The 18,361-nt window shown below is 63.3% G+C and carries 18 protein-coding genes; 3 read left to right on the top strand and 15 right to left on the bottom strand.

From position 1 onward, the window contains the following. Positions 1 to 184 precede the first annotated feature (184 nt). Positions 185 to 766, top strand: coding sequence for a hypothetical protein (locus tag REH59_RS17550; RefSeq protein ID WP_014861624.1), 582 nt, complete (start codon positions 185 to 187; stop codon positions 764 to 766). Positions 767 to 913: 147 nt separating this feature from the next. Here REH59_RS17550 and REH59_RS17545 read toward each other — a convergent pair whose 3' ends face one another. Further along, entirely contained in the window at positions 914 to 1,678 is a 765-nt protein-coding gene (locus REH59_RS17545) for a hypothetical protein (RefSeq protein WP_003247675.1), read from the bottom strand. A gap of 334 nt (positions 1,679 to 2,012) precedes the next feature. Next, positions 2,013 to 2,522 (bottom strand): MarR family winged helix-turn-helix transcriptional regulator, encoded by a 510-nt coding sequence (locus REH59_RS17540; RefSeq protein WP_003247680.1) that lies wholly within the window; start codon positions 2,520 to 2,522, stop codon positions 2,013 to 2,015. 195 nt (positions 2,523 to 2,717) lie between these two features. On the opposite strand from REH59_RS17540, the gene REH59_RS17535 reads away from it, so the two are divergent. Then, positions 2,718 to 3,236, top strand: a complete 519-nt coding sequence (locus tag REH59_RS17535) for a DMT family transporter (RefSeq protein WP_014861623.1) — start codon at positions 2,718 to 2,720, stop codon at positions 3,234 to 3,236. Here REH59_RS17535 and REH59_RS17530 read toward each other — a convergent pair whose 3' ends face one another. The 3 genes from REH59_RS17530 to REH59_RS17520 form a co-directional block, all read right to left on the bottom strand. Then, the gene (locus tag REH59_RS17530; RefSeq protein WP_047604085.1) at positions 3,237 to 4,145 is read right to left on the bottom strand and encodes a LysR family transcriptional regulator; all 909 of its coding nucleotides are present in this window, start codon (positions 4,143 to 4,145) and stop codon (positions 3,237 to 3,239) included. It abuts the gene before it with no gap. Between the two features lie 161 nt (positions 4,146 to 4,306). Further along, complete coding sequence (locus REH59_RS17525; protein WP_012052790.1) at positions 4,307 to 4,636, bottom strand: hypothetical protein; 330 nt, start codon at positions 4,634 to 4,636, stop codon at positions 4,307 to 4,309. Between the two features lie 74 nt (positions 4,637 to 4,710). Further along, entirely contained in the window at positions 4,711 to 5,361 is a 651-nt protein-coding gene (locus REH59_RS17520; protein ID WP_014861620.1) for a DUF998 domain-containing protein, read from the bottom strand. Positions 5,362 to 5,558: 197 nt separating this feature from the next. On the opposite strand from REH59_RS17520, the gene REH59_RS17515 reads away from it, so the two are divergent. Further along, positions 5,559 to 6,308 (top strand): FadR/GntR family transcriptional regulator, encoded by a 750-nt coding sequence (locus tag REH59_RS17515; RefSeq protein WP_003247694.1) that lies wholly within the window; start codon positions 5,559 to 5,561, stop codon positions 6,306 to 6,308. A 133-nt stretch (positions 6,309 to 6,441) separates the two neighbouring features. Here REH59_RS17515 and REH59_RS17510 read toward each other — a convergent pair whose 3' ends face one another. From REH59_RS17510 to REH59_RS17465, 10 genes are all read right to left on the bottom strand, one after another. Then, positions 6,442 to 8,022 carry an aldehyde dehydrogenase (NADP(+)) gene (locus REH59_RS17510; RefSeq protein ID WP_144000189.1) on the bottom strand — a complete coding sequence of 527 codons (1,581 nt, stop codon included), beginning with the start codon at positions 8,020 to 8,022 and terminating at the stop codon, positions 6,442 to 6,444. A 58-nt stretch (positions 8,023 to 8,080) separates the two neighbouring features. Further along, positions 8,081 to 9,634 (bottom strand): galactarate dehydratase, encoded by a 1,554-nt coding sequence (garD, locus tag REH59_RS17505; protein WP_014859493.1) that lies wholly within the window; start codon positions 9,632 to 9,634, stop codon positions 8,081 to 8,083. A gap of 77 nt (positions 9,635 to 9,711) precedes the next feature. Continuing rightward, positions 9,712 to 11,076 carry an MFS transporter gene (locus tag REH59_RS17500; RefSeq protein ID WP_003247701.1) on the bottom strand — a complete coding sequence of 455 codons (1,365 nt, stop codon included), beginning with the start codon at positions 11,074 to 11,076 and terminating at the stop codon, positions 9,712 to 9,714. Between the two features lie 105 nt (positions 11,077 to 11,181). Then, a complete protein-coding gene (kdgD, locus tag REH59_RS17495) occupies positions 11,182 to 12,093 on the bottom strand; it encodes a 5-dehydro-4-deoxyglucarate dehydratase (RefSeq protein WP_003247703.1) in 912 nt (303 codons plus the stop codon). A 564-nt stretch (positions 12,094 to 12,657) separates the two neighbouring features. Further along, a complete protein-coding gene (locus REH59_RS17490; protein ID WP_004575279.1) occupies positions 12,658 to 13,467 on the bottom strand; it encodes a gamma-glutamyl-gamma-aminobutyrate hydrolase family protein in 810 nt (269 codons plus the stop codon). A 465-nt stretch (positions 13,468 to 13,932) separates the two neighbouring features. Continuing rightward, positions 13,933 to 14,715, bottom strand: a complete 783-nt coding sequence (locus REH59_RS17485) for an amino acid ABC transporter ATP-binding protein (RefSeq protein WP_014860256.1) — start codon at positions 14,713 to 14,715, stop codon at positions 13,933 to 13,935. Between the two features lie 22 nt (positions 14,716 to 14,737). After that, the gene (locus REH59_RS17480; RefSeq protein ID WP_003247714.1) at positions 14,738 to 15,982 is read right to left on the bottom strand and encodes an NAD(P)/FAD-dependent oxidoreductase; all 1,245 of its coding nucleotides are present in this window, start codon (positions 15,980 to 15,982) and stop codon (positions 14,738 to 14,740) included. A gap of 16 nt (positions 15,983 to 15,998) precedes the next feature. Beyond that, entirely contained in the window at positions 15,999 to 16,709 is a 711-nt protein-coding gene (locus tag REH59_RS17475) for an ABC transporter permease (protein WP_014860257.1), read from the bottom strand. Then, a complete protein-coding gene (locus tag REH59_RS17470) occupies positions 16,706 to 17,425 on the bottom strand; it encodes an ABC transporter permease (protein WP_003247720.1) in 720 nt (239 codons plus the stop codon). Before REH59_RS17470 ends, REH59_RS17475 begins: the two co-directional genes overlap by 4 nt. A 169-nt stretch (positions 17,426 to 17,594) precedes the next feature. After that, positions 17,595 to 18,347: a transporter substrate-binding domain-containing protein gene (locus tag REH59_RS17465; protein WP_010954441.1), complete on the bottom strand. Its 753-nt coding sequence runs from the start codon at positions 18,345 to 18,347 to the stop codon at positions 17,595 to 17,597. Between the last annotated feature and the right edge of the window lie 14 nt (positions 18,348 to 18,361).

The following is an 18,361-nucleotide window of genomic DNA, read 5'->3' as shown; positions in this document are numbered from 1 at the left end:
CGAATAGTAATGATTTGCAAATGTAAAGCAAGTGTAAAGAATTCGTATTAGCTATAACAGTGATCTCTGCGACGAAATGTGTCGCCATCCGGGAGGGCCGGCAAGGCGGCAGGTAATGGCTATGCTTGTTAGCGCGTGAGCCTTTCACGCGCCTATTCGGACTTGATCACAGGGAAGCACGCCTATGAACCCCATTCGTACTCTCGCTCGTGCTGTAGCCCTTGCCACGCTGGCCTCTGCTGCCAGCTTCACGGTACAGGCTGCCGGTATCCCCATCGGGAGCGAGGCGCTGGAAAGCCATGTCACCACACAGGTAACGGCTATCGACCTGGCCACCCGACAAGTCACGGTGAAAGGCCCTGACGAGAAGAAGGATGTGACGTTCCAGCTGACCGAAAAGGCCAAGGCGCTGCCCAACCTGAAAGTCGGTGACCAAGTCGACATCTACGTGACACGCGCCGTGGCCTATGTGCTCAATCCGGAAGTGGGTGGGGCGCCGAAAGCGACTGAAGAGTCCGGTACCATTCGTGCAACCGAGCAAAACCCTAACCCGGGCGGCGAGGCGTTCCGCCAGGTCAAGGTTACCTCTCAGATCAAGAAGATCGACCTCAACACGCATGAGGTGAGCTTGTTGCCACCGGAGGGCAAGCTTCAGGTGGTCAAGGTCGAGAATCCAGACCTGCAGAAACGCATGAAGAACCTCAAGGTTGGCCAGACGGTTGACGCGATCTACACCGAAGTACTGCGCGTCGAAACCTCGCGCTGACCTCGGCCGTTGCTGACCTCGGTTACTCGCCTACGATCGGCCGTTTGCGGTCCGGGCAGGCTGGTGCCGGGGAGCGGGCCTCAGTAGCCGGCGGCTTCGATCAAGGCCTGGGGCTCTGCACGTTAGGGGTAGTCGACTTGTGGTGTGTCACTGCCGCAGGCTTCGGGTAGCCCGGGTCTGGATGCGCTGTGAGGCCTTGCAAGCCGGGGGATGGCGCTGAAACAGCTGAAGTACCCAGTCGGGGCGGGTCTTGCTGGCATCGTTGAGCCAATTGGCGACTGAGTCCTGGGCGTATTTCTCAGCTTCGGCCAGCAGCGGTACCAGCAACGGCTCGGCCACTTCTGGTTGTTGCTTGAGCGTGGCAATGTGCTCGCACCAAACGCCGCGCGGGCGCAGGATCTCGATGCAGAACCGACGTACCAGCGGGTCTGCATCGCCGGTATGGCGGCCGAGTAGCGCCAGGGCCGCTTCAAGGTGCTGGGCCAGGCGCGGGCGCAGGGCAATCCATGCCCATTCACGCACGCCGAAGTGCTCATCGCGGGCGAAGCGAAACTGCGCCAGCAGGGCATCTTCCGCAGGCTGCGAGCGTGACAGGTACGCCTGGGCGAACGCTGCCCAACTGCGCACGGTATCGGACGGGTGCGTGCAGCATTGCTCGAACACGTGCTGGCGCAACGACTCGGCGGCTTGCTCCAGCCACTTGCCCAGCGCCAGGCCAATGTCCGCCACTTTTTTTGACAGGCCCAGTGCCTGGGCCTGGTCCGCACTGGCAGCGAGGTGCTCAACCAATGCTGCTGGCAGTTGGCCTGTCAAGGCGTTGACCAAGGCGGCTTGATCCACCGCCAGGCATTCGGCCAGGTTGCGGGTTGGCAGTTGGCCAAGGTCGATCAGGGACTTTCGGTCGTCGCTCATGGCTAAAGCTCCATGGCAGTGGCACGGTGCAGTCGATTGCCGGCCAGGTACGTGCACAGCCTCGTTGATGTGCACATCCTCCAGTGGACGGCCCAGTGCCGAGTCTTCGATGGGCGAAAGCTGAAACCCTCGATGGCCAGTGGCTGTCTGGCAAGGCGGCGGATGAACAGGCGCCGGTAAAGGGCCGCTGGCAGGCAGGCCTCGAGCCAAGGTTGGCGACGACTTAACTGGTCGTGTTCGCTATGTACCCGGGGCTTCCTGCCAAGCCGGGCCAATACGCTCTGATTCTGCAACATCATCCACCTCCATGTGGTCTTGCGGGTGTGCCTTGGGTTCAGTGCTTGTCCGGTGGCAGTGCCAGGGCAGGACTGGCCGAGAGTGCCTGTAGCGTGGCGGACAGGGCATCACGTTGCGCGTTGTCCAGTGACTGCATGATCGTGCCGATCCAGTCGGTGTGTTCGGCGAAAACGGCGTCGAGTACCGCTATGCCTGCCGAGGTAAGGCTGATGCTCAGCTTGCGCCGGTCATGGGCGTCCTTGCGGCGCTTGATAAAGCCATCACCCTGCAGGCCGTCGAGCAGGCCGGTCACGGTGCCTGAGGTGATTGCCAGGCGCGTCGCCAGCTCCAGCGGTGCCAGGCGGCCGCCTGCACCTTGCAAGGTCAGGAGGATTGCGAACCGCCCTTCCGACAGGTTATGGCGGGCCAACCGTGCGGCGCATACCCGGTTGATGGCCGCTGCAGCGGACAGCAGTTCGAAACACAGGCGCACGTTCTGCCTGGCGTCAGCGGGGGCCTCGGCCAGTGCATCGAGCATGATGTGATGCTTGTTCTCAAGAGTATTCATAAGGCGCAGTTTATCTTGGTGCCTTAGTAAGTCAACAGCACAGATGTTTCAGGGTTAAGACAACATGCGCACGCCGGACGGAAGGGATGTTTCACTATGCATGGTACGAATAGTTCAAGTGCAGGATTTTGATTTCTATCAGTACTGGGTAATGCACCATCATGGTGGCCATCGATACCTTGGATGAGGACTGCCATGTTCAGTAAATCGATGCTCCTGCTGGTGCTTCCTGTGGCAATGGCGTTGCTTGCCGGTGCTGTGTTGCCATTTCAGGCCGCCGGCAATGCTGCGGTAGGCCGGGCCCTTGGGCACTGGCTGTGGGGGGCTTTCACATCGTTGACGGTGAGCATGCTGGTGGTGATCGCTGCGCTGCTGATTATCCGGGTACCGGCACCAGACATGGGCAAGGCCTTGCAAGGGCCCTGGTGGTTATGGATTGGAGGCGTGCTGGGGGCAATGTATGTAGCCGGCGCCGCAGCACTCACCCCGAAACTTGGCGCAGCAGGGTTCCTGGTACTGGTGGTGGCAGGGCAGATCATCACGGCAGTGCTTGCCGACCACTACGGGGTGATGGGGCTGGGTGGCAAGCCGCTTAGCCTGGCCAGGGTGGCTGGCGTGGTGCTGATCCTGTGCGGAGTGTTGCTGGTACAGGGCCCTTGGGCAACGGCGTCACCGGCCCATTCCACGGCAGCTGTGAAGGGGCAAGAAAACTGATCAGCGCCCTGCTTGGCTGCAGGCCCATACGGTTTCGCGCAGCCAGCGGTGCCCGGGGTCACTGTCCTTGCGGTTGTGCCAGGCTTGCTGATAGTCGAACGAGGGGATGGCCAGTGGCGGCGTGAACTGGCGCAGTGTCCTGTGCTGGCGCAACGACCCCACGGCGCGGCTGGCCACCGTCAGGATCAGGTCGGTGCCGGCCAGCACTTCGACTGCCGCACTCCAGTGTGGCAAGGCCAGGGCAATACGGCGTTGCAAGCCCCGGGCGGCCAGTGCGCGCTCGATTTCATCGAAAGCATCCGGGCGCATGGCCATCAATACATGTGGGCGTGCCAGCCAGTCTTCCAGGGCCATGCCGCCGCTGGCAGGCAGCGCCTGGCGATCGGCAACGCTGATGAAGCGATCCGCAAACAGGGGCTGGGCGGTGATGTCCTGAGGCAGTTCGGGGAACAGGCCAAGGGCCAGATCCAGCTCGCCATCGAGCAACTGCGCCAACATGGTTTCACGGCTGGCCTGGCTGATGGCCAGGTCCACCCCGGGCGCGACTTGGCGTAGGTGGCGCAGCAGGTGCGGCAGGATGATGCGCGAGGCGTAGTCGGACAGCGACAGCCGGAACCGGCGCTGGGCCCGGGCTGGCTCGAACAGCGGGGTGGCCAGCAGGCTGTCGAGATTGCTCAGTGCATCCTGTAACGGTTGTGCCAGCGATTGGGCGCGGGCGGTAAGGGCCATGCCGCCACCTTGGCGTACCAGCAAAGGGTCGTCGAAGTGTTTGCGCAACTGCGCCAAGGCGTGGCTGACCGCCGGTTGGCTGCGGTGCAGGCGCAGGGCTGCGCGGGTCACGTGCCGTTCACTGAGCAGGGCATGCAGGGCGAGCAGCAGGTTGAGGTCGATCTTGCGCAGTTCATCCATCAGGTGAATGGCCTTGGTCAATTCTGGCGACTCGGATCAGCTTAACAAATGCTTGAGTCTTGCACGCGCTTACAAGCTGCTGGCGATAGAGGCCTTTTCGCAGCATATGGACTCTACTAAATGGCTTTATGTTTGAGCTGTAATTTACTGATAAAAAAGAGTTATCTTCTTGCAGTCGCATGCTGAACACACTGTTCAAAGTAAGTCCGCTTTATCGCTTCAGGCTTGAGCCGCGAGCGGCTGTTGTACGTCTGCTCGGTAATGCCGAAGGCAGTCATGCGCATCCAGGGTTTGGGGAATTTGCGTACCTGCAGCTTCTTGCGCGTGGCATACAAGGTCACCCCGGAAAGCTTGGCCTGTTGGGCCTCGGCGGCTATCTGCGCGCCCCAGCTGCAGGTGTGGCGATCGTTCTGGCTCAGTGCCCTGGCTTGGGCGCCGAAAGCGAAGGTGGCCAGCAGGCAGCCGGCCATCGTTGCTAGAAGTACTCGCATGTTGCTGTCCTAAGCATCTGAAAGAGAACGGAGTTTGCCTTCGCTTTCCACAGCCGTGGGCCAGCAATTTGCCGTCAGGTCACAGCCATGCGCAGCGGGCTGGCCACGGGCCTGCGCAGGCTTGTCCAGGCCAGGCTGGCAACCCAGAGCACCGAAACACCGTAGTTAAGGCGTTGATAGAGGCCGAACAGCTGGCCACTCTGCGCTGCCTGGCCCATCAACGCGACGGTGATGATGGCCAACACCACGCAAGCCAGGGAAAGCAGCGCCAAGGCGGGGGAGCCGGCAATGCGGTTGCCCAGCCATGCCCATACGGCGCTGGCCAAGGTCAGTGAGAGGAACATCAGCAGACCAAACAGGTTATGCAGTTGCTGCGAGGTAGATGGCTGTGCCGGTGCACAGCCCTGGTCGCAAGGGAACCAGCCGGTGCCCAAACTGCCCATGCCATGCAGCAACACCAGGCCCGCACTCAGCAGCGCCAGCTTCGAGCTGCGCCAGCGCCGCACCAGGCCCCAGGCAAACAGGGCAAACAGCAGGGCCAGAGGGAAATTGTTGACCCGTGGCGACCAGCTGTGGGTTGGCGAACCGGCCGCGCCAAGCTGGCTCATGGCCTGTTGCAGGTGATCATAGCCAGGGTAGGCCTGAGCGGTGAGCCATACCCCCACCAGCAGCCAGAGGGGGATCAGCAGGCCACTGCCGAGCAAAAGGCGGTCGAGGGTTTTCATACTGCAGATTCCTTCCATGGAACAGTGAGCGTGAAGGCGTACAGTACAGGCTTGCGCAGGTCATGGGCCACGAATTCTGTGCGTTTTTCAGGGGCCAGGGACTGCAAAGATGGCAATAAATACCGCACGGGGTGTATGTGATCGTACAACCGCTTGCGCTATGATGAGCGCTGTCTTTCAAGGTGAAATACAGGGCAATGACAGAGCAGCAGGTACAGGCAAGGACCCGGCGCAAGCCGCGCAGTCTGGCCCAGGAACTGGTCACGGTGCTGACCGAACGCATTCGCAGCGGCCAGCTCAAGCGCGGCGACAAGCTGCCGACCGAATCGCAGATCATGGCCGAAGAGGGCGTCAGCCGCACGGTGGTGCGTGAGGCGATCTCGCGGTTGCAGGCCGCCGGGCAGGTTGAGACCCGCCACGGCATCGGCACCTTCGTGCTGGATGCGCCGGCTACGGGCGGTTTCCGTATCGACCCGGCCACCGTGGTCACCCTGCGCGAAGTGCTGGCGGTGCTGGAGTTGCGCATTGCCCTGGAGATCGAGTCGGCCGGGCTGGCGGCCCAGCGGCGAAGCGACGAAGCCCTGGCCGGTATGCGGGCGGCGCTGGACGAACTCAACGAGGGGGCGGCCCACGCCACCGATGCGGTGTCGGCGGACTTCCAGTTCCACCTGCGCATTGCCCAGGCCAGCGGCAACCACTACTTCGCCGACATCATCAACCACCTGGGTACCAGCATCATTCCGCGCACCCGGCTGAATTCGGCGCGCCTGGCCCATGATGATCAGGCGCATTACATGAGTCGCCTGATGCATGAGCACGAGGCGATCTATGAGGCGATTGCCCGGCGTGACAGCGAAGGGGCGAAGATGGCCATGCGCATGCACCTGAGCAACAGCCGCGAGCGCTTGCGCCAGGCGCATGAGGCGGCGGAAGCGCAAGGGACCTGAAGCCTTTGCTGCCAGTACTGGCCTCTTCGCGGGCAAGATAGCCCTGTAGGAGCGGGCTTGCCCGCGAAGAGGCCGGTACAGTCAAAAAGAAAAGCCCCGCCGTGCGCAGGGCTTTCTTGTTGCTTGCAACCGGTCAGATCGCCCCGTCACTCCACTGCCCGTTCACCAACCGCCGCAGCCCCAGCGGGTTGCCGTCGCGCAGTGCCTCAGGCAGCAGTGTCTGCGGGTAGTTCTGGTAGCACACCGGGCGCAGGAAGCGGTCGATGGCCAACGTGCCGACCGAGGTGCCACGCGCATCGGAGGTCGCCGGGTACGGGCCTCCGTGCACCATCGCATCACAGACTTCGACACCGGTCGGGTAGCCATTGACCAGGATTCGACCGACTTTCTCCTCCAGCAGCGGCACCAGCCAGGCGAACGCATCGAAGTCTTCCGCCTCGCCGATCAGCGTCGCGGTCAGCTGGCCGCGCAGGCCGAGCAGCGCGTCGCGCAGTTGGTCGTGGTCCTGCACCTCTACAGCCACGGTGGTGGGCCCAAACACTTCCTCCTGCAACAGCGGGTCGGACTCGACCAGCAGGCGTGCATCGGCCTTGAACAGCTGAGCGCGTGCCTGGTTGCCTTCCTGCGCCTGGCCGGCCACATGCTCGATACCGGCATGGGCATGCAGGTGTTCAAGGCCGCCAACGTAGCTGCGCAGGCCGCCAGCGTTGAGCATGGTTTGCCCGGCTTGCTGGTCCAGGTACTGGCCAAGGTCTGCGAGCAGCTGGCTGTACTGTGGTGACTGCAGGCCAATCACCAACCCAGGGTTGGTGCAGAACTGCCCGGCGCCCATGCACACGGACCCCGCCAACTCGCGGGCAATGGCCTCACCACGCTTGGCCAGGGCGCCCGGCAGGATGATGACCGGGTTGATGCTCGACATCTCGGCAAATACCGGGATTGGCTGCGGGCGCTCAGCGGCCATGCGGCAAAGGGCATCGCCGCCTTTGAGCGAGCCGGTGAAGCCAACCGCCTGGATGGCGGGGTGCTTGACCAGCCACTCGCCCACGCCGCCACCAAATACCATGTTGAACACGCCCTTGGGCATGCCGGTACGCTCAGCGGCGCGCACGATGGCGCAGCCGACCAGGTCGGCCGTGGCCATGTGCCCGCTGTGCGCCTTGAATACCACCGGGCAGCCCGCGGCGAGGGCGGCCGCGGTATCACCACCGGCGGTGGAGAAGGCCAGCGGGAAGTTGCTGGCCCCGAACACGGCGACCGGGCCCACACCGATGCGCATCTGGCGCAGGTCTACGCGTGGCAGCGGCTGGCGCTCGGGCAGTGCCAGGTCGATGCGCGCGCCGAGGAAGTCGCCGCGGCGCAGCACTTGGGCGAACAGGCGCATCTGCCCGCTGGTGCGGCCGCGCTCGCCCTGGATACGGGCGGCGGGCAGTGCAGTTTCGCGGCAGACGATGGCGACGAAGGCGTCATCCAGTTCGTCGAGTTCAGCGGCGATGGCGTCGAGGAACTCGGCCCGACGTGCCGGAGTCAGTTGGCGGAACTCGGCGAAGGCAGCGGCAGCGGCCTTGGCGGCCTGGTCCACTTCGGCTTCGGTGGCCTGGGCAAAGCTGTAGGGCAGGGCTTCGCCAGTGCTGGCGTCCAGGCTCTGCAGGCGCTGAGGGCCAGCGGCACTGCGCTGACCGGCGATGAAGTTATGGCCGAGGATTTCAGGCATGGGGTGCTCCTGTGGGATTGAGAGTGGCGTGTGTGAATGCGTGGTCAGGGCTGCGGCATCAGGTAATGGGCGCCGGGTTGAACAGGGTGATGTCGTTGTGCAGCCGGTGATGTTCGGCCCAGGTCTGCTTGCGGCCGCTGGCTACGTCCAGGTAGTAATGGAACAGCTCCCAGCCCAGCTCCTCGATGGTCGAGCGGCCACTGGCGATGCGACCGGCGTCGATGTCGATCAGGTCGGGCCAGCGCTGGGCCAGTTCGCTGCGGGTGCACACTTTGACCACCGGTGCCATGGCCAGGCCATACGGGGTGCCGCGGCCGGTAGTAAAGACGTGCAGGTTCATGCCGGCTGCCAGCTGCAAGGTGCCGCAGACAAAGTCGCTGGCTGGGGTGGCGCAGAAAATCAGGCCTTTGCGATTGACCCGTTCGCCTGGGCCGAGCACACCCTGGATAGCGCCGCTGCCGGACTTGACGATCGAACCCAGCGATTTCTCGACGATGTTCGACAGCCCGCCTTTCTTGTTGCCCGGCGTGGTGTTGGCGCTGCGGTCGGCGGCGCCTTGCTGCAGGTAGCGGTCGTACCAGTCCATTTCGCGCACCAACGCGTCGACAACGTCCTGGTTTTCCGCGCGCGAGGTCAGCATGTAGATCGCGTCGCGCACCTCGGTCACTTCAGAGAACAGCACGGTGGCGCCAGCGCGGACCAGCAGGTCGGCGGCATAGCCCAGTGCCGGGTTGGCGGTGATGCCCGAGAAGGCGTCGCTGCCACCGCATTGCATACCGAGGATCAGTTCGCTGGCCGGGACCGTTTCGCGGCGGCGCTGGTCGAGCTTCTTCAGGCGGGTTTCGGCCAGGTCCATGATCTGCTCGATCATTTCAACAAAGCCAAGGCTGGCATCTTGCAGGCGGTACAGCCATGGGTCGCTGAGGTCCACCGAGGGGTCGTTGTCGTGCATCACCTGGCTGGCTTGCAGTTTTTCACAGCCCAGGCTGATCACCAGTGCCTCGCCGCCCAGGTTGGGGTTGCGCGCCAGGTTGCGCACGGTGCGGATCGGGATGTAAGCGTCGCGGGCGTTGATTGCCACACCGCAGCCGTAGCTGTGGGTAATGGCTACCACGTCATCGACGTTGGGGTATTTGGGCAGTAGTTCGTTGCGAATGCGCTTGACTGCATGTTCCAGCACGCCGGTCACGCACTGCACGGTGGTGGTGATGCCGAGGATATTGCGGGTGCCGACAGTGCCGTCGGCGTTGCGATAGCCCTCGAAAGTGAAGCCCTCCAGCGGCGGCAGCGGTTGTGGCACTGCATCGCAGCGCGGCAGGCTGTCCAGGTCCGGGGCGGCCGGCATGGCCAGCTGGCTTTCCTGAACCCAGCTACCTTGGCGCAGGTCTTCCAGCGCGTAGCCGATGATTTGCCCGTAGCGGCGCACGGGCTCGCCCTTGGCGATGGCCACGGTGGCCACCTTGTGGCTTTGCGGCACGCCTTCGATCAGGGTCAGGCCGTCGGCGAAGCGGGCGCCTTCGCCCAAGCCGCCGTCGTTGACAACGACCACGACGTTGTCGTCGTCGTGCAGGCGGACGTAGCGGGGCGAGTCGGAATGTTCGATCAACTGCATGTTTGGGCCCTACTTGTCAGGTTCTCAGGCTTTTGTACATCCGCCCATGCCGGGTGACCCGGCGCGGGCGTGTTTTTTCAGTGACGGGAGCTGGCCAGTTCGCCGTCGGTGGCAGGCTCAGCGTGTGGCTTCGGGGCAGCATCACGCAATTCGATACGCTTGATGGGGCCGACGATAACCAGATAGCTGAATACCGCGACCAGCGCGTTGGCACCCACGTACACAAGCGCCCACTTGAACGAGCCGGTGGCGCTGATGATGTAGCCGATCACGATAGGGGTGGTGATCGACGCGATGTTGCCGAAGGTGTTGAACAGGCCACCGGACAGCCCGGCGATCTGCTTGGGTGAAGTGTCCGCGACCACCGCCCAGCCCAGTGCGCCGATGCCCTTGCCGAAAAACGCCAGCGTCATGAAGCCAACCACCATCCACTCGGCATCGACGTAGTTGCAGAACACCATGGTGGTGGACAGCAGCAGGCCACAGACGATCGGCAGTTTGCGCGAGAAGGTCAGCGAGTTGCCGCGGCGCAGCAGCCAGTCGGAGATCACGCCACCCAGGACGCCGCCGATAAAACCACACACCGCCGGCAGCGAGGCGATGAAGCCGGCCTTGAGAATGGTCATGCCACGTTCCTGCACCAGGTACACCGGGAACCAGGTGAGGAAGAAGTAGGTGATGGCGTTGATGCAGTACTGGCCCAGGTATACGCCCAGCAGCATGCGGCTGGTCAGCAACTGCTTGATGTAACCCCATTTCGGGCCGTCGCTGCCGCGCTTCTGGTCCATGTCGACCAGGCCGCCGTTCTGCTCGATGTGCTCGAGTTCGCTTTGGCTGATGCGCGGGTGTTGGCGCGGATTGTAGATGGTCTTCAGCCACACCATCGAGAAGATGATGCCCAGCACACCCATGACCACGAAGACGTGCTCCCAGCCGAAGCTGAACACGATCCAGCCCATGATCGGGGCGAACAGTGCAGTGGCGAAATACTGCGCCGAGTTGAAGATGGCCGACGCCGTGCCGCGTTCCTGGGTCGGGAACCATGCGGCGACGATGCGCGCGTTACCCGGGAATGACGGGGCTTCGGCGAAACCGACCAGGAAGCGCAGGGTGAAGAGGGTGACCACGGCCCAGGCAACCGGCAGGCCACCGACAAAACCCTGCAGCAGGGTGAACAGCGACCAGGTGAAGATGCTGAAGGCGTAGACGTTCTTGGAACCGAAGCGATCGAGCAGCCAGCCACCAGGAATCTGGCCAGCCACGTAAGCCCATCCGAAGGCGGAAAAGATATAACCGAGGGTTACGGCGTCAATGCCGAGGTCTTTCTGCAGGCTGGAGCCTGCGATAGCAATGGTAGCGCGGTCGGCATAGTTGATCGTGGTCACCAGAAACAGCATGAACAGGATCAGGTAGCGCACATGCGTTTTCTTAGTCGCTTGCATGCTGGCAAAACTCCCACTAGTTATTTTTGTGCGGGCTCACGAATTGTAACCGGAGTGGGGGTAGGCCCACTCCGGGTGCGGCATCTGGCAGGCCGCGGGCAGCGCTTACTGCGGGCCCATCTTGTCCATCAGCGCGGCGAGCATTTCGTACTCTTCGGCGGTGAGGTCGGTCAGCGGAGTGCGCACCGGGCCAGCGTCGTAACCGGCAATTCTGGCGCCGGCCTTGACGATGCTCACGGCGTAGCCGGCCTTGCGGTTGCGGATGTCCAGGTAGGGCAGGAAGAAATCGTCGATCAGCTTGGCCACGGCGGCGTGGTCGTCACGGGCGATGGCGTTGTAGAAGTCCATGGCGGTTTTCGGCACGAAGTTGAACACCGCGGAGGAGTAAACCGGTACGCCCAGGGCTTTGTAGGCGGCAGCATACACTTCGGCGGTCGGCAGGCCACCCAGGTAGCTGAAGCGCTCGCCCAGGCGACGACGGATCGACACCATCAGTTCGATATCACCCAGGCCGTCCTTGTAGCCGATCAGGTTCGGGCAGCGCTCGGCCAGTTTTTCCAGCAGGTCGGCGTTCAGGCGGCAGACGTTGCGGTTGTACACCACCACACCGATGTTTACCGATTTGCACACCGCTTCGACGTGGGCGGCGACGCCGTCCTGGCTGGCTTCGGTCAGGTAGTGCGGCAGCAACAGCAGGCCCTTGGCACCCAGGCGCTCGGCTTCTTGCGCGTATTCGATGGCCTGGCGGGTGGAGCCACCGACACCGGCGAGGATCGGTACCGAAGTGGCGCAGGTATCGACCGCGGTCTTGATCACCTGGCTGTATTCGCTGGCGGCCAGGGAGAAGAATTCACCGGTACCGCCAGCGGCGAACAGCGCGCTGGCGCCGTAGGGGGCCAGCCACTCAAGGCGCTTGATGTAGCCAGCCGGGTTGAAGTCGCCCTGGGCATTGAAGTCGGTGACCGGGAAAGACAGCAGGCCGTGGGAGAGGATGGATTTAAGTTCTTGTGGATTCATTGTTGTTGGCATCCTGTGGCGCTTGGGTGAGGGGGTGTTGTTTTGTGTTGGAGGTAAGTTATCGTACAACTTGTGCGATGACTAGTCCTTTTTCAGAGTTTTGTGTTCTCGCCAGGGTGGCCGTCTGGATAGGTGTGTTGTGGCGCAGATCGAGCGCCGCCCGCGCGGCGCTTCGCGGGTAAACCCGCTCCTACGTTTGTTTCGGGCCAGTATCGCCTGTGCCAGACGCGCGCGACCGCCTTGTTTGTACGACGCGATATCGAGGCATGCGCCAAGGCGTTCGCGCGCAAATGCCACAGGCATAACTGGCCCGAAACAAACGTAGGAGCGGGTTTACCCGCGAAGCGCCGCGCGGGCGGCGCTCGATTTCACAGGCGCAGCAGGTACGACGACAAACACATGGCAGTCATCGTATCTCTTAAGGGAAAGGAAAAAACGATCGCGGAGACAGGCACAAGCCCGCCGCCCGATTCCACGGGAAGTGTTCTGGGACCAGCAGAGGATGACCGGGGAAACGGGGGCGGCCTTGCACCGCCCCGCGATCAAAGCAGAGGAAACTGAAGGTCAGGCCGCGTGCTGGCGCTTGATTTGCGCCTTGCGTACCTGGGCCCGGCAAGCATCGCCGAAAGCCTGGAAGATCTTTATCGAGTCAGGGTTCTTCGCCGCCTGCCATTCAGGGTGCCACTGCACCGCGAACAAGAACGGCGAAATGCTTGGCGCATGAATCGCTTCGACCAGGCCATCTTCGGCACGGGCGATCGCTTCAATACCGGCGCCGAGCTTGTGCAGGCCTTGGCCATGCAGCGAGTTGACGCGAATCTCGTCGGTACCCAGGGTGTCGTGCAGCCAGCTGCCCGGCTGGATCTTCACCCCATGCACCTGGGCGTACTGCACTTCGACCGGGTCTTCCGGGTTTTCCCGGTGGTCATTGAACCCAGGTTCGGCATACACCTTCTGGTAAATGTCGCCACCCAGGGCCACGTTGATTTCTTGCATGCCGCGGCAGATGCCGAAAATGGGCAGGCCACGCTTGATCGCCGCCTTGACCAGCGGAATGTCGAACAGGTCGCGGTTCTGGTCCTGGCCTTTGCCTGGGGTCTGGTTTTCCTGGCCATACAGGGCCGGGTCGATGTTGCTGCCAGCGCCAGTCAGGTAAACGCCGTCGGCCATGTCCAGGTAGGTCTCGAGGTCGTCAGTGCCGCAGCAGGTAGGCACCAACACCGGGACGCAATCGGAGAACTCGACCAGCGGGGTAATGTATTTGTGGGTCATGACCTGGTAGTCATGGCCTTTGCGCTCTTGGCTGCCCATGGTCATCAGGACGACGGGTTTGCGCAGGGAAGGTTGCTTGTTGCCAATGTTGCTGTTGGACATATGTCACCTTGGGACAGGTTCGACCTGTCGTTGTTGTGCAGGCGCACGGCGCGGGGCCTTGGGTGCTGCCTGTAGCCCCGAGCACTGCCGGCTCGTCAGAGGCGACGATTCCGGTCGGGGCTTGTAGATAGCTTGCCAGAGCCGTTCGATATGTCAAACGACGGAAGCGGGCTTTAACGCGGGGGATACGCCGTTTTCTGGGGTCTGAAACCGATGTGGGCCTGTGGCGGCGTGGGTTTGGCAGGGGCTGCGGTCAATAATATTTAACGATGCAGTTGGGTCATTGCAGCGGCGCAATGAATAGGTCGCTTGAAGTCACCTTGGTCCATGTGTGCGGCCTTGTGTTGCGAAAGGGCCGCAAAGCGGCCCCTCGGATTTCAGCACTGTGCATAGATTGCCGGGGCTGCTGCGCAGCCCTCTCGCGACGCAAGGCCGCTCCCACAAAGTCCAGTGACAGGTCTTCAATCAGTGCAGTATCTGCGCCAGGAACGCCTTGGCCCGCTCGGTGCGCGGCTGGTTGAAGAACACCTGTGGCGGGCTGTCCTCGATGATCTGCCCTCCCTCAAGGAACAGCACCCGCTCGGCGACCTGCCGGGCAAAGCCCATTTCATGGGTGACGCATAGCATGGTCATGCCCGTGCCAGCCAACTGCACCAGCACGTCCAGCACCTCGGCGACCATTTCCGGGTCCAGCGCCGAAGTGGGCTCGTCGAACAGCATGATCCGCGGCTTCATGCACAGCGCCCGGGCGATTGCCACGCGCTGCTGCTGGCCGCCGGACAGCTGGCTGGGGTACTTGTGCGCCTGGCTTTCGATGCCGACCTTGCTCAGGTACATGCGTGCCCGCTCCTCGGCGTCCTTGCGTGACAGCCCGCGCACGCTGGTGGGGGCCAGCAGGCAGTTGTCGAGCACGCTCATGTGCGGGAACAGGTTGAAGTGCTGGAACACCATGCCGATGTCGCTGCGTACCTGTGCGGCCTCGCGCGTGGTGGCCGCCAGGTCGATGCCGTCCACCTGGATGCTGCCCTGCTGGGCGATTTCCAGGCGGTTGATGCAACGGATCAGGGTCGACTTGCCCGAGCCGGACGGCCCGCACAGCACGATGCGTTCGCCTTCGCGCACCTGCAGGTCGATGTCACGCAGCACGTGGAACGCGCCATAGTGCTTGTTCAGGCCTTCGATGCGAATCAGCACCGGACGCGGGTCGGGTTCGGGGGCAAGGGTGGCAAGGCTCAGTGGTGCGGTCATCTTGTTGTTCTCCCGCGTGGGTTCAGTCGAAACGGGTCGCGCTGTAAGGCGCGGGGTCGGTGAAGGGGGGCTCGCCAGTGAGCAGCTCGGCCAGCAGCCGGCCGCAGACCGGGCCCAGCGTGAGGCCGTGATGGGCGTGACCGAAGTTGAACCACAGCCCTGGGTGGCGCGGCGCCGGCCCGATCACCGGGCGCATGTCGGGCAGGCAGGGGCGGCGGCCCAGCCATGGTGTGTCGTCCAGCCGTTCGCCGAGGGCCGGGAACAGCTTGCGCGCCAAGGCCTCGCAGCGGCCCAGCTGAATCTGATTGCCAGGCGCACTGGCTGCGTCGAACTCGATGCCGGTGGTCAGGCGCACGCCGCGCGCCATCGGCGCCAGTACATAGCCGCCTTGGGTGTCGCAGATCGAGTGCTCCAGCTGAGCGCCGTCACGGGTGCTGTAGTGCATGTGGTAGCCCCGCTTGATGGCCAGCGGGATCTGGTAGCCCAGGCCGCTGAACAGGTCGGCTGACTGAGGCCCAAGGCAGGCCACCACTTCGTCGGCAGTGATCGGGCCACGCTGGCTCTCTACCCGCCATTGGCCATTGGCCTGGCGCAGGCTGCGCGCATCGCCATGCACGAACTGCCCGCCGCGCTGCAGGAACAGCGCCGCATAGCCACGGGTGAGCGCGCCGGGGTTGTTCACGGTTTTCGGGTCGAGCCAGTGGATGCCACCGACCACGGTGGCGTCCAGCTGATGTTCACGTGCCTGCAGCTGCCCGCATTCAAGGATTTCGAACCGCAAGCCGTAGCGGCTCAGGCCCTTGGCATCGGTTTTTGCCTGCTCGAACAGCGCGGGGTCGCGGAACACTTCGATCCAGCCTTTGGCTTGCACCAGGCCCTCCAGGCCGGCGGCAGCGATCAGCGCGTCATGCTCGTCGACACAGCGCTGCACCAGCGGCAACATATCGGCGGCGGCGCCGGCCAGGCGCCCGGGTGCCGACTGGCGCCAGTAACGCCACAGCCACGGTGCGGCCTTGGGCAGGTGCGCCAGGCTGTAGCGCACATCGGGCTGGCGGTTCAGGCCGTAGCGCAGCAGTGCGCCGAGTTGCCGCGGGAAGGCATAGGGGATGACACTGGAGCGCTCGATCAGCCCGGCGTTACCGTGGCTGGTGCCGCTGCCCGGTTCGTCGCGGTCGATCAGAATTACCTGGCGCCCGCGTGCCTGCAGGTGCAGCGCGGTGCTGACGCCGACGATGCCGGCGCCGAGGACAAGGGTCTGGCAATGCATGAAACGTATCCTTCGGTCAGTTCAGGTGGCGGCCCAGGCGGGCTTCCAGGTGTTTCAACAGGCGCCGCACCAGTTCGACGATCACCAGGTAGAGCACGGCGGCCCACAGGTAGATCTGGAAGTCGAAACTGCGCGAGAAGGCCAGTTTGGTCACGCCCATCAGGTCGTAGATCGTCACCAGCGAGGCGACCGCGCTGGCCTTGATCATCAGGATCAGTTCGTTGCCCAACGGGCCAATGGCTACCAGCAGCGACTGCGGCAATATCACCTTGAAGAAGGTGGTCGAGCGCTTCAGGTTCAGCGCCCGCGCCGCTTCATGCTGGCCAGGCGCAACCGCCATCAGGCTGCCGCGGAAGATCTCGGCCTGATAGGCGGCGGTGTTCAGGGTGAACGCCAGCAAGGTGCAAAACCACGCATCCCGGAAGAACCACCACAGGCCGACGTCCTGCCAGAAGCCCTTGAGCGAGCCCAGGCCGTAATACAGCAGGAACAATTGCGCCAGCAGCGGCGAGCCGCGGAAGAAGTACACGTAGCCGGCGGCCATGCGCTGCAGCACCAGGCTGCGAGACAGGCGTGCAAGGGCCAGCAGAAGACCGAACACAGCACCCAGGCTGAAGGAAATCGCCACCAGCTTGGCGGTTACCAGCAGGCCGTCGATGAAGCGCGGGCCGTAGCGTTCCAGCAGGTCGGGGTCAAGCACCATTGCCAGCAGTTGATCGAAGCTCATGCGCGTGCTCCTTGCAGGTGGCGGTTGCTGCGCCGTTCGATGTAGGCGAACACGCGCCCGGACAGTGCCGCGAACAGCAGGTAGCCCAGGCAGGCGACGCCGTAGAAGAACATCGGCTCCTTGGTTACGCTGACCGCCAGGTTGGTCTGGCGCATCAGGTCGACCAGCGAGATGGTCGACACCAGCGAGGTGTCCTTGAGCAGCGACAGCCAGTTGTTGGACAAGCCGGGCAGGGCGATGCGGGTCAGTTGCGGCAGCAACACCTTGAAGAAACCGGTGCGCTTGCTAAGCCCAAGCGCCGAGCAGGCTTCCAGCTGGCCCTTGGGCAGGGTCTTGAAGGCGGCCAGCCAGATCTCGCTGGAAAACGCGGCGAACACCAGGCTGAAGGCGATCATCGCGGCGAGGAAGGTGTTGATGAGGAACTCACCTTGGTAGCCCATGGCGGCGAGGATCTTCTGCGCGGCGATCTGGCAGCCGTAATAGATGATCAGCAAGGTCAGCAGCTCGGGCAGGCCGCGGAAGACGGTGGAAAAAGTGGTGGCCCAGGCCCGTGGCAGGCGTTTGCGTGAGCGCGCCGCCAGGGCGACCACCAGGCCCAGTGGCAGGCCGATGGGCAGGCAGGCCAAGGCCAGGGAAACGGTAACCAGCGCGCCGGCCAGCAGCGCCTGGCCCCAGCCTCCGCTGGCGAAAGACAGCAAGGACAATTGATCGAGCATGACGAACCTCTTGGGCAGGTTATGCGGCCTTGTGGGAGCGGCCTTGCGTCGCGAACGGGCTGCGTAGCGGCCCAGGGTTTATGCAACTGCAGAGATTGCCGGGGCCGCTACGCGGCCCTGTCGCGACGCAAGGCCGCTCCCACAGGGGGGGCGCACAACTTCCTGAAGATCAGTTGTAGATATCGAAAGCAAAGTACTTGCTGGCGATCTTCTGGTAGGTGCCGTTGGCCACAATCTGTTGCAGCGCGGTATTCAGGCGCTGGCGCAGGGCTTCGTCGTCCTTGCGCACAGCGATCGCGGCATCGGCCTTGGTGTCGGCCACGTCGCCAAGGATCTTGCAGCAATCCCCGCCGTTCTTGTTCATCCACTCGTGCAGCGGGAATTTGTCGGCAATCACGCCGTCCAGGCGGCCGGCCGCCAGGTCTGCGTTGGCTTCGTCCATGGTCGGGTACAGTTTCACGTCGGCACCGGCCTTGCCGTACACGTCTTCGGCGTAGATGGCCTGGGTAGAGGAAGACTGCGCACCGACGGTGTAGCCGACAAAGTCGGTCTGGGCGCTGTCGATCTTGCTGTCCTTGGCAACCGCCACGGTCAGGGGCGTGCGGTAGTAGTGGTCGGTGAAGGCGATCTTCTTGCGTCGCTCTTCGGTGTCGATCATCGATGCCACTATCGCGTCATACTTGCGCGCCATCAGGGCGGGGATGATGCCTTCCCAGTCCTGCGCCACCAGCGTGCATTCGACTTTCATCTGTTCGCACAGGGCATGGGTGATGTCGACATCGAAGCCATGCAGCTTGTTATCGGCGTCTACATAGTTGAAGGGCGGGTAGGCACCCTCGGTGGCGAACCGCAGGGTTTCAGCGCTGGCGGCACCCGCCAGCAGCAGGGCGCACGCACCCAGCAAGGCCATGGACTTGTTCATCTCGCACCTCATTG

It is taken from the genome of Pseudomonas sp. BO3-4 (assembly GCF_034044115.1).
Taxonomy (GTDB): domain Bacteria; phylum Pseudomonadota; class Gammaproteobacteria; order Pseudomonadales; family Pseudomonadaceae; genus Aquipseudomonas; species Aquipseudomonas alloputida.
Note: the sequence above shows the minus strand (reverse complement) of the source record. Positions and strands in the feature narration are given on the sequence as shown.

Bases quoted from the DNA above. Each gene is read 5' to 3' on its own strand.
- REH59_RS17465 (WP_010954441.1), bottom strand. From the start codon at position 18,347: ATGAACAAGTCCATGGCCTTGCTGGGTGCGTGCGCCCTGCTGCTGGCG.
- REH59_RS17540 (WP_003247680.1), bottom strand. From the start codon at position 2,522: ATGAATACTCTTGAGAACAAGCATCACATCATGCTCGATGCACTGGCC.
- REH59_RS17525 (WP_012052790.1), bottom strand. From the start codon at position 4,636: ATGCGAGTACTTCTAGCAACGATGGCCGGCTGCCTGCTGGCCACCTTC.
- REH59_RS17550 (WP_014861624.1), top strand. From the start codon at position 185: ATGAACCCCATTCGTACTCTCGCTCGTGCTGTAGCCCTTGCCACGCTG.
- REH59_RS17530 (WP_047604085.1), bottom strand. From the start codon at position 4,145: ATGGATGAACTGCGCAAGATCGACCTCAACCTGCTGCTCGCCCTGCAT.
- REH59_RS17545 (WP_003247675.1), bottom strand. From the start codon at position 1,678: ATGAGCGACGACCGAAAGTCCCTGATCGACCTTGGCCAACTGCCAACC.
- REH59_RS17515 (WP_003247694.1), top strand. From the start codon at position 5,559: ATGACAGAGCAGCAGGTACAGGCAAGGACCCGGCGCAAGCCGCGCAGT.
- REH59_RS17510 (WP_144000189.1), bottom strand. From the start codon at position 8,022: ATGCCTGAAATCCTCGGCCATAACTTCATCGCCGGTCAGCGCAGTGCC.
- kdgD (WP_003247703.1), bottom strand. From the start codon at position 12,093: ATGAATCCACAAGAACTTAAATCCATCCTCTCCCACGGCCTGCTGTCT.
- REH59_RS17475 (WP_014860257.1), bottom strand. From the start codon at position 16,709: ATGAGCTTCGATCAACTGCTGGCAATGGTGCTTGACCCCGACCTGCTG.
- REH59_RS17535 (WP_014861623.1), top strand. From the start codon at position 2,718: ATGTTCAGTAAATCGATGCTCCTGCTGGTGCTTCCTGTGGCAATGGCG.
- REH59_RS17480 (WP_003247714.1), bottom strand. From the start codon at position 15,982: ATGCATTGCCAGACCCTTGTCCTCGGCGCCGGCATCGTCGGCGTCAGC.
- REH59_RS17520 (WP_014861620.1), bottom strand. From the start codon at position 5,361: ATGAAAACCCTCGACCGCCTTTTGCTCGGCAGTGGCCTGCTGATCCCC.
- REH59_RS17490 (WP_004575279.1), bottom strand. From the start codon at position 13,467: ATGTCCAACAGCAACATTGGCAACAAGCAACCTTCCCTGCGCAAACCC.
- REH59_RS17500 (WP_003247701.1), bottom strand. From the start codon at position 11,076: ATGCAAGCGACTAAGAAAACGCATGTGCGCTACCTGATCCTGTTCATG.
- garD (WP_014859493.1), bottom strand. From the start codon at position 9,634: ATGCAGTTGATCGAACATTCCGACTCGCCCCGCTACGTCCGCCTGCAC.
- REH59_RS17470 (WP_003247720.1), bottom strand. From the start codon at position 17,425: ATGCTCGATCAATTGTCCTTGCTGTCTTTCGCCAGCGGAGGCTGGGGC.
- REH59_RS17485 (WP_014860256.1), bottom strand. From the start codon at position 14,715: ATGACCGCACCACTGAGCCTTGCCACCCTTGCCCCCGAACCCGACCCG.